The sequence below is a fragment of the Cellulomonas massiliensis JC225 genome (assembly GCF_000312005.1).
GTDB classification, from domain to species: Bacteria; Actinomycetota; Actinomycetes; order Actinomycetales; family Cellulomonadaceae; genus Cellulomonas; species Cellulomonas massiliensis.
This window is the reverse complement of sequence record NZ_HE978588.1, coordinates 2,857,338-2,872,436: the sequence shown is the minus strand read 5'-3', so window position 1 is coordinate 2,872,436 and position 15,099 is coordinate 2,857,338. Positions and strand designations below refer to the sequence as shown.

The window sequence follows — 15,099 nt, the reverse complement described above, 5'->3', positions numbered from 1 at the left end:
CCCGCGTGCGGGGGAGCGCCGGCCGTGGTCGCCGCGCCCCGAGGGTGACGCGCGCGGCGGTGCGCCCGCGGGTCGTGGTGGGCCGCGCGACGGCGGCGGGCGCGGCGGCGCCGAGCGTCGGGCCAGCCAGCGTCCTGACGCCCGCGGCGGCTACGGAGAGCGTCGTGGCCCGAGGGAGGACTCGCGCGGCTGGTCGCGGGACAGCTCCTCGCGGGACCGCGGCGGGTCGCGGCCCGGCGGGTTCACCGGCGCGCGCGGTGCGGGCTCCAGGAGTCCCGAGGGCTCCCGGTCGTGGTCGGGCGACGACCGGCCGGCTCGTCCGGTCGACGACCGGCGGCCGCGGGTCGAGGAGCCGCCGATCCCGGACGACGTCGTGTTCGCGGACCTCGATCGTGCCGCGCGGGCGCCCCTGCGGACGCTGACCAAGGAGAACGCCGAGCGCGTCGGCCGCCACCTCGTGATGGTCGGCCGGCTGCTCGACGAGGACCCCGAGGCCGCGTACCTGCACGCCCAGGCTGCCGTGCGCCGTGCCGGGCGCGTCGACGTCGTGCGGGAGGCTGCGGGTCTTGCGGCGTACCGGACCGGCCGGTACGCGGAGGCGCTGCGCGAGCTGCGGACGGTGCGCCGGCTCAACGGCTCGTCCGAGCACCTGGCGATCATGGCGGACGCGGAGCGCGGGCTCGGTCGCCCCGAGCGAGCCGTCGCGCTCGCACAGGAGCCGGAGGCGTCGACGCTCTCGGCCGAGGCGCGCGTCGAGCTCGCGATCGTCGTCAGCGGAGCCCGTCTCGACCTCGGCCAGCCGGAGGCCGCCGTCGCGGCGCTGCGGTCTGTCGTCCCGTCGGGAGGGCTGCAGGCGGCTCGGGTCGCGCAGGCGCGCGCCGCCGCCCTCGAGGCGTCGGGACGCCCTGAGGAGGCGGCCGCCGAGCTCGCCTCGTTCAGCCGCGCCGAGCTCGACGCCGCGTCCGGGGAGGTGGAGGACGACGTCGTCGTCTTCGACCTCGAGGACGCCGACGACGACGAAGACGCCCTCGACGGTGAGCCGGTGGCCGGCGACGCCGTCACGGAGCGCTCCGGGGCGGACGACGTGACCCCCGCGGGCGATGCGCAGGGAACCACCGAGCAGACGCAGGAGCAGGCGTGAGCGCCGGGCTGCTGGGGTCGGCGGAGCCGCTCGCGCGGGCGTTCGACCTCGCCCTCGTCGACCTCGACGGGGTGGCGTACCGCGGGCACGAGTCCATCCCGCACGCGAGCGACTCGCTCACCGCGGCGCGCGAGGCGGGCCTGCGGCTCGTCTTCGTGACCAACAACGCCTCGCGCGAGCCGGAGTCGGTCAGCGACCAGCTGACCGAGCTCGGCATCGCCACGTCGCCGTCCGAGGTCATGACCGCGGCCCAGGCGTGCGCCCAGCTGCTGCGCACGCGCCTGGAGCCGGGCGCCAAGGTGCTCGTCGTGGGCGGCGACGGCCTCGTGACCGCCGTCCGCCAGGCCGGGTTCGTCGTCGTGGACTCCGCCGACGACGAGCCGGCCGCGGTGGCGCAGGGGTTCGCCCCGCACCTGGGGTGGACGCAGCTCGCCGAGGCGGCCTACGCGGTCGAGCGCGGGGCGTGGCACGTCGCGTCGAACCTCGACAAGAGCCTGCCGACCGCGCGGGGCTTCGCGCCGGGGAACGGCTCCCTGGTGGGGGCGGTCGCCGCGGCGACCCGCGTGACGCCGGACAGCGCCGGCAAGCCGTCGCCGACGATGTACCGCATGGCGGTCGAGCGCGCCGGCGCCACGCGCACCCTCGTCGTCGGGGACCGCCTGGACACGGACCTGGCGGGGGCGCGCGCGGGTGACTACGCCGGCCTGCACGTGCTGACCGGCGTCGACAAGGCCCGGGAGGACGTGCTCGCGGCGCCGGGCGAGCGCCCGCACTTCATCGGCGCGGACCTGCGCGCCCTGCTCGAGCCGCACCCCGTCCCCGAGCGGGCGGACGATGGCTGGTGGCGGTGCCGCGAGTCGTCGGCGCGGGTCGTCGACGGCAGCCTCGAGCTGGGACGCGGTGGAGACGGCCCGGCTGCGGCGGTCGACCGGGTCCGTGCTGCGTGCGCGGCGGCCTGGGCGGCGGCGGACGACGGCCAACCGCTGGACGCGGCCGCGGTGCCCCGGCTGGACGTCGGGGACTGACGGCACGGCGCGGGCCGGGCCGGCGCACCCGGCGGCCGGCCGTCCACAGCTCCCGCACCCGGTGGGTCCTGGCAGGTAGCGTGGCCCTGGCTCAAGACGCTCGGGCCGCGGGCGCGACGCGTCGCCGCGAGGGGACGCGTGCCGCGTCGAGCACGGATCGAAGGGACTGCAGCGTGAGCGAGGACGTCCTGCGCGCCGGCGACGGCGCCGACGTGCCGGGTGACCCGGGGTCGAGCTCGTCCGCGAGCACCGGGGACGACGCCGTCGACCAGGCGCTGTCCGTCGTCGACGACCTGGAGGCCCGGCCGCTGCGCGAGCACGTCGAGGTGCTCGACGCCGTCCACCGCGCGCTGCAGGACCGTCTCGCGGACGCCGAGGGATGACCGCGTGACGACACGACTGGACGCCGAGCTGGTGCGGCGCGGCCTGGCCCGCTCGCGCGGTCACGCCGCGACGCTCGTCGCCTCGGGCCGCGTGCGCGTCGACGGTCACGTGGCGACCAGGGGGGCGGTCGCGGTCGGCCCCGAGCGGGCGCTCGAGGTCGCGGCCGACGACGACCCCGGGTACGCCTCCCGGGCGGGCCACAAGCTCGCCGGCGCGCTCGACGCGCTGGGTCCCGACGGCCCGGCGGTCGCGGGGCGGCTGTGCCTGGACGCCGGGGCGAGCACGGGCGGGTTCACGGACGTGCTGCTGCGGCGGGGCGCCGGGCGCGTCGTCGCCGTCGATGTCGGGCACGACCAGCTGCGGCCGGAGCTGCGCGCGGACGAGCGGGTCGACGTCCGCGAGGGGGTCAACGTGCGCGACCTGCGTCCGGGCGACCTGCCCGCCGCCGAGCTCGTCGTCGCCGACCTCTCGTTCATCTCGCTCACGCTCGTCCTGCCGGCGCTCGTCGCCGTGAGCGCGCCCGACGCCGACCTGCTCCTTATGGTGAAGCCGCAGTTCGAGGTCGGGCGCGAGCGGCTCGGCTCGGGCGGCGTGGTCCGCGACCCGCGGCTGCGGGCCGAGGCCGTCGTCGCCGTGGCGGGAGCCGCGCGCGCGGCGGGCCTGCGCGTGCTCGCGGTCGTGCCCAGCCCGCTGCCCGGCCCGAGCGGGAACGTCGAGCTCTTCCTGTGGCTCACCGGCCGCCCCGGCGGCGTCGACGTGCCCGACGCGCAGCTGCGCGCGGCGGTCGAGGCGGTGCGCCCGTGACCCGCCGCGCGCTCGTCATCACCCACCGGGCCCGCTCCGAGGCGCTCGCCGCCCGCGAGGAGGCGCTGCGCCAGCTCGAGGACGCGGGCGTCGAGCCGGTCCTCGTCAGCGACGAGACGACCGCCGACGAGCTGCCGTCGTTCGAGCTCGCGATCGTGCTGGGGGGCGACGGCACGATCCTGCGCGCGGCCGAGCTGACCCGCGGCACCGGGGTGCCGCTGCTGGGCGTCAACCTCGGGCACGTGGGGTTCCTCGCCGAGGCGGAGCGCGACGACGTCGGCGAGGCCGTGCGTCGGCTCACCGAGGGCCGGTTCGCGATCGAGGAGCGCTCCACGCTCGAGGTGCGCGTCCTCGCGCCGGACGGCTCCGTCCAGGAGGGCTGGGCCCTCAATGAGGCGTCGCTGGAGAAGACCGACAGCGCGCTCATCCTCGAGGTGGTGCTCGAGGTGGACGGGCGGCCGCTGTCGTCGTTCGGCTGCGACGGCGTCGTGGCCGCGACGGCCACCGGCTCGACGGCGCACGCCTTCTCCGGCGGCGGGCCGGTCGTGTGGCCCGACGTCGAGGGGCTCATCGTCGTGCCGCTCGCCGCGCACGCGCTCTTCGCCCGGCCGCTCGTCCTCGGCCCCCACAGCGTGCTCGGCATCGAGGTGATCGACCGCTCGCGCATCGCGGGCCGGCTGACGTGCGACGGGCGGCGACGCCTCGAGGTCGAGCCCGGCGCGCGCGTCGAGGTGCGGCACTCCGACCGTCCGATCCGGCTCGCGCGGCTGTCGCCCGCCCCGTTCACCACGCGTCTCGTCCACAAGTTCGACCTGCCGGTCGTCGGGTGGCGGGGCCGGGCCCGGGCGCAGGAGCTGCCGTGATCGAGGAGATCCGCATCGCCGACCTGGGCGTGATCGGCACCGCGCACGTCACGCTCGGGCGGGGCCTGACCGTGCTGACCGGCGAGACGGGCGCGGGCAAGACGATGGTCCTCACGGCGCTCGGCCTGCTGCTCGGGGGCAAGGCCGACCCGGCGACCGTGCGCCGCGGAGCCGCGGCGGCCTCGGTCGAAGGGCGCGTCCTGCCCCCGTCGGGGTCGTCGGTCGCGGCGCGCGTCGAGGACGCGGGCGGCCAGAGCGACGACGACGGCTCCGTGCTGCTGGTGCGCACGGTGGCCGCGGGCGGTGACGCGGGGTCGGGCCGGTCCCGGGCGTTCGTGGGCGGGCGGTCCGTGCCGCAGGCCGTGCTCGCCGAGCTGTCGGCCGAGCTCGTGACCGTGCACGGGCAGCAGGACCAGGCGCGGCTGCGGTCGCCGGCGCACCAGCGGGACGCGCTGGACGCCTTCGTCGGGCAGGACCACGCCGGAACGCTCGACCGCTACCGGGCCGCGTGGGCCGAGCGGGCGCGCGTCGACGCCGAGCTCGAGGAGCTGGTCGGCCGGGCGCAGGACCGCGCGCGGGAGGCCGAGCTGCTGCGCCTGGGGCTCGTCGAGATCGAGCGGGTGGACCCCCAGCCCGGGGAGGACGTCGAGCTCGCCGAGGAGCACGAGCGGCTCGCGCACGCGGAGGACCTGCGCGCGGCCGCGGCCGGCGCCCACGAGTCGCTCGCGGGGGAGGACGACGCGCCCTCCGCCGCGCTCGTCGTCGACCAGGCACGCCGCCTGCTGGAGCAGGCGGGAGCGCACGACCCGGCGCTGGCCGCGCTCGGCGCGCGCGTCGCCGAGGCGGGGTACCTGCTGGCTGACGTCGCGACCGAGCTCTCGTCCTACCTGGAGGACCTGCAGGCCGACCCGCGCCGGCTCGAGGTCGTGCAGCAGCGCCGGGCCGAGCTCGCGACCGTCACGCGCACGCACGGCGACGTGGCCGCGACGCTGGGCTGGGCGCAGGAGGCGTCGGCGCGGTTGCTCGAGCTCGAGGGCGGCGACGACCGGATCGCGGCGCTGCGCGAGCGCCGGACCACGCTGGACGGCGAGCTGGGCGCGCTGGCGGCCGACGTCACCCGCGCCCGGACGCAGGCCGCCGGGCGGCTCGCGGACGCGGTGACGGCCGAGCTCGCGGGGCTCGCCATGGCCGGCGCGCGCCTCGAGGTGGCCGTGCGGCCCGCGGAGCCCGGTCCGCACGGCGCCGACGACGTCGAGATGCTCCTCGTCGCCCACCCGGGTGCCCCGGCGCGACCGCTCGGCAAGGGCGCGTCCGGCGGCGAGCTGTCGCGCGTCATGCTCGCCGTCGAGGTCGCGCTCGCGACAGCGGAGGGCTCCGGGGCGTCCCGGCCGGGGACGTTCGTCTTCGACGAGGTGGACGCCGGCGTCGGCGGCCGCGCCGCCGTCGAGGTGGGCCGGCGCCTCACCGCGCTGGCCCGCGAGACCCAGGTGCTCGTCGTCACGCACCTGGCGCAGGTCGCGGCGTTCGCCGACCGTCACCTCGTCGTGACGAAGTCCACAGCGGACGGCGTCGACGTCGTTACCGAGTCGGACGTGCGGGCCGTCGACGGCCCGGAACGGGTGCGTGAGCTGGCCCGGATGCTGTCCGGCCAGGAGGACTCGGAGTCGGCGCGAGCCCATGCCGCTGAGCTTCTGGAGCTCTCCGGCGTGGCACGATGACCCCACGATGAGAACCTCTCTGCGCTCCCGCACGTCCGCGTCCGAGCCCGGCGTCGTCGCCGGTCCCGCGCGCGTCGACACCCGGACCAAGGCGCTGACGAAGCGGCTGCGCCCCGGGGACGTGGCCGTCATCGACCACGAGGACATCGACCGGGTCGCCGCCGAGGCGCTGCTCATGTGCAAGCCTGCGGCCGTGCTCAACGCCGCCCGCTCGACGTCGGGGCGCTACCCCAACCTGGGTCCCGAGATCCTCGTCGACGCCGGGATCCCGCTGCTCGACGACCTCGGGCCGGACGTCATGACGGTGCACGAGGGACGTCGCCTGCGGATCGTCGACGGCGCCGTGTACGACGGCGAGCTGCTCGTCGCGGAGGGGGTCGTCCAGACCTCCGAGACCGTCCAGGCGGCGATGCAGGAGGCCCGGGCGGGGCTCTCCGTGCAGCTCGAGTCGTTCGCGGCCAACACGATGGACTACCTGCGCCGCGAGCGGGACCTGCTGCTCGACGGCGTGGGCGTGCCCGACATCAGCACGCAGATCGACGGTCGGCAGGTGCTCATCGTCGTCCGCGGGTACCACTACAAGGAGGACCTCGTCACGCTGCGCCCCTACATCCGCGAGTACCGCCCGGTGCTCATCGGGGTGGACGGCGGCGCGGACGCGATCCTCGACGCGGGCTGGCGGCCGGACCTCATCGTCGGCGACATGGACTCCGTGTCGGACCGGGCGCTGACCTGCGGCGCCGAGATCGTCGTGCACGCCTACCGCGACGGCCGCGCGCCGGGCCTCGCCCGCGTGGAGCAGCTCGACGTGCCGCACGTGGTGTTCCCCGCCACCGGCACGAGCGAGGACGTCGCGATGCTCCTCGCCGACGACAAGGGCGCCGAGCTCATCGTCGCCGTGGGCACGCACGCGACGCTCGTCGAGTTCCTCGACAAGGGCCGGTCCGGCATGGCCTCCACGTTCCTCACCCGCCTGCGGGTGGGCGGCAAGCTCGTCGACGCCAAGGGCGTCTCGCGGCTCTACCGCCACGGCATCTCCAACGGGCAGCTCGTCCTGCTCGTCCTCGCCGGCCTGCTGGCCCTCGGCGTCGCGCTCGCGTCGACGGCCGCCGGCCAGACGACCATCGGTCTGCTCGGCGCCCGGTTCGACGACCTCGTGTCGTGGGTCCAGGGCCTGTTCGGGGGGTCGTGACGCGCGTGCGCCCCACCCGCCCGACCTCCATCGAAAGTGACGCCTCGTGATCGACTTCCGGTACCACGTCGTCTCGCTGATCTCGGTGTTCCTGGCCCTCGCGGTCGGCATCGCGCTCGGCGCCGGCCCGCTCAAGGAGACCATCGGTGACACCCTCACCGGCCAGGTCGAGCAGCTGCGGTCCGAGAAGGACGCGCTGCGCGCGGAGCTCGACGACGCCAACGCGCGCGTCGCGGCCGGCGACGCGTACGTCGACGCCGCGGCCCCCACGCTGCTCGCGGGCGTGATGCCGGAGCGTCGCGTCGCCGTCGTGGCGCTGGGGGAGGTCGAGCCCGCGGTCCTCGAGGCCATCGACCAGCGGCTCGACCAGGCCGGGGCGACGGTGACGGCGCACGCGACGCTCACCGACGCGTGGACGTCCGCCGCGCTGCGGGACTACCGGCAGGCGCTGGCGGGCAGCCTCGTCCAGTACCTGCAGCCCGCGCCCGACGCGAGCGCCGGCCTGGAGGTCGAGCTCGGCTACGCGCTCGTGCAGGGGCTCACCGCGGCGCAGCCCGAGGACCCCGATGCGCTCAGCGCCGACGCGAGCAGCCTCCTCGCCGTGCTGTCGTCGACCGACTCCCAGGACCAGGACCCGCTCGTCACGCTGGCGGACCCGGTCACGACCCCGGCGGACGCCGTCGTCGTCGTCGCGCCGCCGCTGGACGCCGACGCGGCCACCCCCAGCCCGGTCGACGAGCAGGTGCAGGCCGCCCAGCTCGCCGTCGTCACGGCCGCGCAGCAGCTCACGGACGGTGCGGTTCTCGCGGACGGCCCGCAGGTGACGGGGAGCCTGACGAACGCCGTGCTGGCCGACGACGCGACGGCCGCGCGCGTCACGACCGTCTCGGACGCGCAGCTCGTCACCGGCGCGGTGTCGGTCCCGCTCGCGCTGGCCGCCCGGATCGACGGCACGAACGGCCACTACGGCTCCGGGCCGGACCTCACGGTCATGCCGCCCCGGGTGCAGCTGCCCGTGCCGGACCGCACGCCGGTCACCCCGCAGGGCGACTGACGTGGGTGCCGTGCTGCCGCGCCTCCTCGGGGCGACCGTCGCCGGTGTGGTGACCTCGGCCGTCCGGGGCTGGCTCGACAACGCGGCGCCCGGCGGGCAGGCGCGCTGGACGCGCACCAACCACCGGGGCGAGCCGGTGAGCCTGCTCGAGGGTCCCGCGGTCGCGTCGGGCCTGCTGGTGGGCGCAGCGGTCGGCAGCGGCGGCGGTCGGGCGGGCGCCGCGGTGGCCGTCGCGACGGCCGGCGCGGCCGCGTTCGGGATCGTCGACGACCTCGCGGAGGACCCCGACGGCAAGCGCAAGGGGCTGCGCGGCCACCTCGGCGCGCTGGCGCGGGGCGAGCTGACGACGGGCGGGCTCAAGGTGCTCGGCATCGGGGCGAGCGCGCTCGTCGCCGCGGCGCTCGCGCTGCCGCGCACGGGCTCCCGCACGGCGCACGTCGGCGACGTGCTCGCGTCGGGCGCCCTCGTCGCGGGGACGGCGAACCTCGTCAACCTCCTCGACCTGCGGCCCGGGCGCGCCCTCAAGGCCGTCACGCTGGCGTCCGCGCCGCTGGTCGCCGCGCCCGGTGCAGCGGGAGGCGTGGCGGCCGCCGTCGTCGGCGCCTCGGGTGCCGCCTTCCCGTCCGACCTCGCCGAGACCGACATGCTCGGCGACGGCGGCGCGAACGCGTTGGGTGCCGCGGTCGGGACGGCGCTCGTGCTCGGCGCTCCCCGGCGCGTCCGGCTCGCGGCGCTCGGCGTGGTCCTGGCCCTGACGGTCGCGAGCGAGCGCATCAGCTTCACGCGGGTCATCGAGCGCACGCCGGTGCTGCGGGACGTCGACCGCTGGGGGCGCCGGCCGGCGCACGTGCCGGTGGCCGGCCCCGACGCTCCGGTGACCGGCTCCGGCGCGCCGAGGTCCGGCCCGACCCCCGCATGAGCCCCGCGGCGCGACGCGCGCTCGGCGGGCTGGCCGGTGCCGCGGCGATGATCGCCGCCATCACCGTGCTCAGCCGGGTGCTCGGCCTCGTGCGGTGGATGCTGCAGGCCCACCAGGTCGGCGCCCGCGACATCGGCGACGCGTACAACTTCGCGAACTCGCTGCCGAACGTGCTGTTCGAGGTCGCCGCGGGCGGCGCGCTGGCCGGAGCGCTGGTGCCCGTGCTGGCCGGTCCGGTCGCCCGGCGCGCGCTCGACGAGCGGGCCCGGGACGAGATCGAGCGCACGGTCGGCGCCGCCCTGGGCTGGACCCTCGCGGTGCTCGTCCCGCTCGCCGCCCTCCTGGCGCTCTTCTCGGGGCCGATCGCCGGGCTGCTGGCCCGCGACCACGGCGCCCAGCAGGCCGAGCTGATCCGGTTCTTCCTGCTCGTCTTCGCGGTGCAGGTGCCGATGTACGGCGTCGCCGTGCTGCTCTACGCGGTGCTGCAGTCGCACAAGAGGTTCTTCTGGCCCGCGTTCGCCCCCGTGATGTCGTCGCTCACCGTCATCGCCACCTACCTCGTCTACGGCGCCCTGGCGCACGGCGAGCAGGTGGACCCGGCCCGGCTCGACGAGGCGGCGCTCCCGGTGCTCGCGTGGGGCACGACGCTGGGCGTGGCGGCGATGTGCTTCCCCATGCTGGTGCCCGTGCGGCGGCTCGGCCTGCGCCTGCGCCTGCGGTGGCGGTTCGCGCCGGGCGTCGGGCGCCGCCTGCTGGCCCTCGCGACCGCGGGCATCGCGGGCGTCGCGGCGCAGCAGCTGTCGGTGCTGGTCGTCATCGCGGTGACCTCGTCGGCCACGGGGCCCTACACCACCTACCTCTACGCCCAGCAGGTCTACCTGCTGCCCTACGCCGTGCTCGTCGTGCCGCTGGCGACCTCGACGTTCCCGCGCCTGGCGGCGCGGGCGTCGACGGGCGACCGGCAGGGGTTCGCGGGCATGGCGTCCTCGACGACGCGCGGGGTCCTCGTCGCCGCCGCCGTGGGGGCCGCGGCGGTGGTCGCGGCGGCGCCCGCGGTCGCGACGGTGTTCGGCGCGCTGGGCGACGACGCCCGCGTCGCCACGGGTATGGCCGTCACGCTCACGTGGATGGTGCCCGGGCTGCTCGGCTTCGCCGCGATGTTCCACGGCTCGCGCGCGCTGTACGCGCTGGAGCGCAGCCGTGCGGCGGTGGTGGCGAACGTCGCCGGGTGGGGGACCGTCGCCGTCGCGATCCCCGTGCTGCACGCGCTGCGCCTGCCGAGCGACGACGTCCTCGTGTCGATCGGCGCGGGCAGCACGCTCGGCATGCTGACGGGCGGCACGGTCGCGCTCGTCGCCCTGCGCCGAGCCGCCGGCCCGGCGGCCGTGCGCGGCCTCCCGCGGACCCTCGTCGTGCTCGTCGTGGGGGGCGCGCTCGCCTCGGTCGCCGGTCGCTGGGTGTGCGACGCGGTCCAGGAGCTCGCCGGCGACGGGGTCGCGACCGCGGTCGGGGCGGGCGCCGGGGCGGCGCTGCTCGCGGCGGTCGTGCTCGGGCTGGGGGTGCTGGCGCTGGACCGGCGCACGCTGACCGAGGTGCTCGCCGTCGAGCGGACGCCCGTGCCGGCAGCGGCGGAGGCGGCCGGCGGGGAGCAGGCGGACCACCCCGCGGGCTGACGCCGCCGGGGTCGCGGGTGTCGCGGCTCACCCCGCGCGCCTGACCCCAGGCATCCCGGCGTCGGGTAGGGTGGAAGCCCGTGACAGAGCGCGCGAATCGACTCTCCGGGCGGTCGGACTCCACGACCCGGCACATCTTCGTCACCGGGGGAGTCGCCTCCTCTCTCGGCAAGGGCCTGACGGCGAGCAGCCTCGGCCGCCTGCTGCGCTCCCGTGGCCTGCGGGTCACGATGCAGAAGCTCGACCCGTACATCAACGTCGACCCCGGGACGATGAACCCGTTCCAGCACGGCGAGGTGTTCGTCACCGAGGACGGTGCCGAGACCGACCTCGACGTCGGTCACTACGAGCGCTTCCTCGACGTCGACCTGGCCGGGTCGGCCAACGCGACGACGGGCCAGATCTACTCGCACGTCATCGCCAAGGAGCGGCGCGGCGAGTACCTCGGCGACACGGTGCAGGTGATCCCGCACATCACCGACGCGATCAAGGAGCGGATGCGCGCGCAGGCGTCCGACGACGTCGACGTCATCATCACCGAGATCGGCGGCACGGTCGGCGACATCGAGTCCCTGCCGTTCCTCGAGGCCGCGCGCCAGGTGCGTCACGACCTGGGCCGGGCCAACGTGTTCTTCCTGCACGTCTCGCTGGTGCCGTACATCGGCCCGTCCGGCGAGCTCAAGACGAAGCCGACGCAGCACTCCGTCGCCGCCCTGCGCAGCATCGGCATCCAGCCCGACGCGATCGTCCTGCGCTGCGACCGCGACGTGCCAGACGGCACCAAGCGCAAGATCGCGCTGTTCTGCGACGTCGACGTCGAGGGCGTCGTGACCGCGAAGGACGCGCCGTCGATCTACGACATCCCGCGCGTGCTGCACTCGGAGGGCCTGGACGCCTACGTCGTGCAGCGGCTCTCGCTCCCGTTCCGCGACGTGGACTGGCGCGGCTGGGACGCGCTGCTGCACCGGGTGCACCAGCCGGCGCACCGCGTCGAGATCGCGCTCGTCGGCAAGTACATCGACCTCCCGGACGCCTACCTGTCCGTCACGGAGGCGCTGCGCGCCGGCGGCTTCCACCACGACGCGCGGGTGACGATCCGCTGGGTCCGGTCCGACGACTGCGAGACGCCGCAGGGTGCGCAGCGCGCGCTCGAGGGCGTCGACGGCGTCCTCGTGCCCGGCGGCTTCGGCGTCCGCGGCATCGAGGGCAAGCTCGGCGCCCTGCGCTGGGCGCGCGAGAACAAGGTGCCGACGCTCGGCATCTGCCTCGGCCTGCAGTGCATGGTCATCGAGTACGCCCGCACCGTCGTCGGGCTCGACGGCGCGTCGTCCTCCGAGTTCGACGCGAACCCGGCGCACCCGGTCATCGCGACGATGGCCGAGCAGCTTTCCATCGTGGGCGGCGAGGGCGACATGGGCGGCACCATGCGGCTCGGCTCCTACGAGGCCCTGCTCGCCCCCGGCTCGATCACGGCCGAGGTGTACGGCGCGGAGCGCGTCACCGAGCGGCACCGGCACCGGTACGAGGTGAACAACTCCTACCGCGACAAGCTCGAGGAGGCCGGGCTCGTCATCTCGGGCGTCTCGCCGGACACCTCGCTCGTCGAGTTCGTCGAGCTGCCCCGCGAGGTGCACCCCTACTACGTCGCGACGCAGGCCCACCCGGAGTTCAAGTCCCGCCCGACGAAGGCGCACCCGCTGTTCGCCGGGCTCGTCGGAGCCGCCCTGGCGGGCGTCGAGGAGTGAGCGACACCGCGGGCGCCGCCTCCGGCGCCGCCGCGGGCGGGGACGACGTGCTGCAGGACGTGCCCACCGAGCGGCCCGTGCTGCGGCACGACGTCCTCCACCACGGCCTCGTGTGGGACGTCGTGTCCGACGTCGTCGACCTCGGCGACTCGCAGGTCGTGCGCGAGTACGTGGACCACACCGGCGCCGTCGCGGTCATCGCCCTCGACGAGGACGACCGCGTGCTGCTGCTCTCGCAGTACCGGCACCCCGTGCGCGCGGTGCTCTGGGAGCCGCCGGCCGGGCTGCTCGACGTCGAGGGCGAGGACCCTGCCGCCGCGGCGGCGCGCGAGCTGGCCGAGGAGGCGGACCTGCGTGCCGGCGCGTGGTGGCGCCTCGTCGAGCTGAACACGACCCCGGGCGGGTCGACCGAGCGGATCGTGGTCTTCCTCGCGCGCGACCTGTCGCCGGTGCCGGACGAGCACCGGTTCTCGCGGGAGGACGAGGAGGCGGCGATGGTGCCCCGCTGGGTGCCGCTCGACGAGGCGGTCGAGGCCGTGCTCGACGGCCGCCTGCACAGCCCGACCACCGTCACGGGCGTCCTGGCGGCCGCGACGGCGCGGTCGCTCGGCTGGTCGACCCTCGTCCCCGTCGAGGTGCCGGGCGAGGCCTGATCGCGGTCTGCGCGACCCGGCCCGGCCCGGCCCGGCTTCGTTGACGCCTAAGGTCAGCGGCTCGTCGAGCGCCGGTACTGCGCGTTCGCGAGCGGGATGAAGACGACCAGGAACACCGCCGTCCAGATGAGCGTGTACAGCTGCGCGTGCTGCAGCGGCCACGACGTCGGCTCGGGCACCCCGGCCGGGATGTTCCCGAACAGCTCGCGCGACGCCTGCGTGACGGCCGACACGGGGTTCCACTCCGCGAACCGCTGCAGCGCCGTCGGGAGGCTCTCCAGCGGCACGAACGTGTTCGCCACGAACGTCAGCGGGAAGATCACGATGAACGTCGCGTTGTTGAACACCTCGACGCTGGGCACGAGCATGCCGAGCCACGCCATGATCCACGAGACGGCGTAGGCGAACACCAGCAGCAGCACGAACCCGAGCAGGGCCTCGCCGACCGAGCTGTGGATGCCCCAGCCGACGAGCAGACCGGTCAGCGACATGACGACCAGCACGATCACGTTGTTGATGACGTCGGAGAGGGTCCGGCCGGTGAGCACGGCCGACGGCGCCATGGGCAGGGACCGGAAGCGGTCGATGATGCCCTTCTTCACGTCCTCGGCGAGCCCGGCTCCGGTGATCGTCGCGCCGAAGATCACCGTCTGGGCGAAGATCCCCGCCATCAGGTACTCGCGGTAGGCGTCGGCGCTCGTCCCGCCCGGCACGTCGATCGCCCCGCCGAACACGTACGCGAACAGCAGCACGAACATGATCGGCGACAGCGTGGTGAAGACGAGCAGGTCGGGGACCCGCTTGATCTTGATGAGGTTGCGCTTCGCGACGACGTGGGCGTCGGCGAGCACCATGGGGACCGCCATCACACACCTCCCTCGACGGCGTGCCGGCCGTGGTCGGCCCGCACCGGGCCGGCCCCGTCGTCCGGCGGCCGGTCGGGCTCGGGCTCGTCCTCCGCCGGGCGGCCCGTCAGAGCGAGGAACACGTCGTCGAGCGTCGGCCGGCGCAGGCCGACGTCGTCGACCACGATCCCGGCGGCGTCGAGCGTGCGCAGCGCCTCGGTCAGGGTCCGCGCCCCGCCGTCGACGGGCATGAGGAGCGAGCGGCGGCCCGCGTCCAGGGTGGCCCGGCCGACGCCGAGCGGCTCCAGGGCGGCGCGCGCGTCCTCCAGCCGGGCCGGGTCGCGCACCGTGAGGTCGAGGCGCTCGCCGCCGACCTGCAGCTTGAGCTGGTCGGCCGTGCCCTGCGCGATGATCCGGCCGTGGTCGATGACGACGATCTCGTCCGCCAGCAGGTCGGCCTCCTCGAGGTACTGGGTCGTGAGCAGCAGCGTGGTGCCGCCCGCCACGAGTCCCTGGATGACCTCCCACATGTCGGCTCGGCCGCGCGGGTCCAGGCCCGTCGTCGGCTCGTCGAGGAAGATCACGGGCGGGTCGGCGACCAGCGCGCCGGCCAGGTCGAGGCGCCTGCGCATGCCGCCCGAGTAGGTGCGCGACGGCCGGTCGGCGGCGTCCTCCAGCCGGAACGACGCGAGCAGCTCCCGGGCGCGCTCGCGCGAGCGCCGCACCCCGAGGTGGTAGAGCCGCCCGATCATCTCGAGGTTCTCGTAGCCGGTCAGGTACTCGTCGACGGCCGCGTACTGGCCCGACAGGCCGATGCGCCGGCGGACCTCACGGGGCTTGGCGAAGACGTCCACGCCGGCGACGTGCGCGGTGCCGGCGTCGGCCGGCAGCAGGGTCGCGAGGATGCGCACGATGGTGGTCTTGCCGGCCCCGTTCGGGCCCAGGAGCCCGAGGACGGAGCCCTCGGGCACCGTCAGGTCGACGCCGTCGAGCGCCGTGACGTCCTTGTACCGCTTGACGAGCCCCCGTGCCGTGATCGCATCCGTCATGGTCCCGGAGAGTAGAACGACCCTCCGACACGCA

14 protein-coding genes are annotated in these 15,099 nt (G+C 75.9%); 12 read left to right on the top strand and 2 right to left on the bottom strand.

What is annotated here, in order from left to right:
• Window positions 1-373: 373 nt before the first annotated feature.
• From HGCM_RS13605 to HGCM_RS13550, 12 genes are all read left to right on the top strand, one after another.
• Window positions 374-1,141: a tetratricopeptide repeat protein gene (locus HGCM_RS13605; RefSeq protein WP_019137386.1), complete on the top strand. Its 768-nt coding sequence runs from the start codon at window positions 374-376 to the stop codon at window positions 1,139-1,141.
• A complete protein-coding gene (locus HGCM_RS13600) occupies window positions 1,138-2,166 on the top strand; it encodes an HAD-IIA family hydrolase (RefSeq protein ID WP_019137385.1) in 1,029 nt (342 codons plus the stop codon). The genes HGCM_RS13605 and HGCM_RS13600 overlap by 4 nt, the downstream gene beginning before the upstream one ends.
• 173 nt (window positions 2,167-2,339) lie before the next feature.
• Window positions 2,340-2,549 (top strand): hypothetical protein, encoded by a 210-nt coding sequence (locus HGCM_RS20070; protein ID WP_019137384.1) that lies wholly within the window; start codon window positions 2,340-2,342, stop codon window positions 2,547-2,549.
• 4 nt (window positions 2,550-2,553) lie between these two features.
• Window positions 2,554-3,354, top strand: coding sequence for a TlyA family RNA methyltransferase (locus HGCM_RS13590; RefSeq protein ID WP_019137383.1), 801 nt, complete (start codon window positions 2,554-2,556; stop codon window positions 3,352-3,354).
• Entirely contained in the window at window positions 3,351-4,217 is an 867-nt protein-coding gene (locus tag HGCM_RS13585) for an NAD kinase (RefSeq protein ID WP_019137382.1), read from the top strand. The genes HGCM_RS13590 and HGCM_RS13585 overlap by 4 nt, the downstream gene beginning before the upstream one ends.
• Complete coding sequence (gene recN, locus HGCM_RS13580; RefSeq protein ID WP_019137381.1) at window positions 4,214-5,935, top strand: DNA repair protein RecN; 1,722 nt, start codon at window positions 4,214-4,216, stop codon at window positions 5,933-5,935. Before HGCM_RS13585 ends, recN begins: the two co-directional genes overlap by 4 nt.
• A 7-nt stretch (window positions 5,936-5,942) precedes the next feature.
• A complete protein-coding gene (steA, locus tag HGCM_RS13575; RefSeq protein WP_019137380.1) occupies window positions 5,943-7,127 on the top strand; it encodes a putative cytokinetic ring protein SteA in 1,185 nt (394 codons plus the stop codon).
• A gap of 46 nt (window positions 7,128-7,173) precedes the next feature.
• Window positions 7,174-8,181: a copper transporter gene (locus HGCM_RS13570; RefSeq protein ID WP_019137379.1), complete on the top strand. Its 1,008-nt coding sequence runs from the start codon at window positions 7,174-7,176 to the stop codon at window positions 8,179-8,181.
• A 1-nt stretch (window position 8,182) separates the two neighbouring features.
• Entirely contained in the window at window positions 8,183-9,100 is a 918-nt protein-coding gene (locus HGCM_RS13565; RefSeq protein ID WP_019137378.1) for a hypothetical protein, read from the top strand.
• A complete protein-coding gene (gene murJ, locus HGCM_RS13560) occupies window positions 9,097-10,773 on the top strand; it encodes a murein biosynthesis integral membrane protein MurJ (RefSeq protein WP_019137377.1) in 1,677 nt (558 codons plus the stop codon). The genes HGCM_RS13565 and murJ overlap by 4 nt, the downstream gene beginning before the upstream one ends.
• 80 nt (window positions 10,774-10,853) lie before the next feature.
• The gene (pyrG, locus tag HGCM_RS13555) at window positions 10,854-12,518 is read left to right on the top strand and encodes a CTP synthase (RefSeq protein ID WP_019137376.1); all 1,665 of its coding nucleotides are present in this window, start codon (window positions 10,854-10,856) and stop codon (window positions 12,516-12,518) included.
• Window positions 12,515-13,171 carry an NUDIX domain-containing protein gene (locus tag HGCM_RS13550; protein WP_019137375.1) on the top strand — a complete coding sequence of 219 codons (657 nt, stop codon included), beginning with the start codon at window positions 12,515-12,517 and terminating at the stop codon, window positions 13,169-13,171. The genes pyrG and HGCM_RS13550 overlap by 4 nt, the downstream gene beginning before the upstream one ends.
• A 53-nt stretch (window positions 13,172-13,224) precedes the next feature.
• Here HGCM_RS13550 and HGCM_RS13545 read toward each other — a convergent pair whose 3' ends face one another.
• Both HGCM_RS13545 and HGCM_RS18340 read right to left on the bottom strand, forming a co-directional pair.
• On the bottom strand, window positions 13,225-14,037 hold the full coding sequence (locus HGCM_RS13545) for an ABC transporter permease (protein WP_019137374.1): 813 nt from the start codon (window positions 14,035-14,037) through the stop codon (window positions 13,225-13,227).
• Window positions 14,037-15,065, bottom strand: a complete 1,029-nt coding sequence (locus HGCM_RS18340) for an ATP-binding cassette domain-containing protein (RefSeq protein WP_019137373.1) — start codon at window positions 15,063-15,065, stop codon at window positions 14,037-14,039. The genes HGCM_RS13545 and HGCM_RS18340 overlap by 1 nt, the downstream gene beginning before the upstream one ends.
• Window positions 15,066-15,099: the final 34 nt, after the last annotated feature.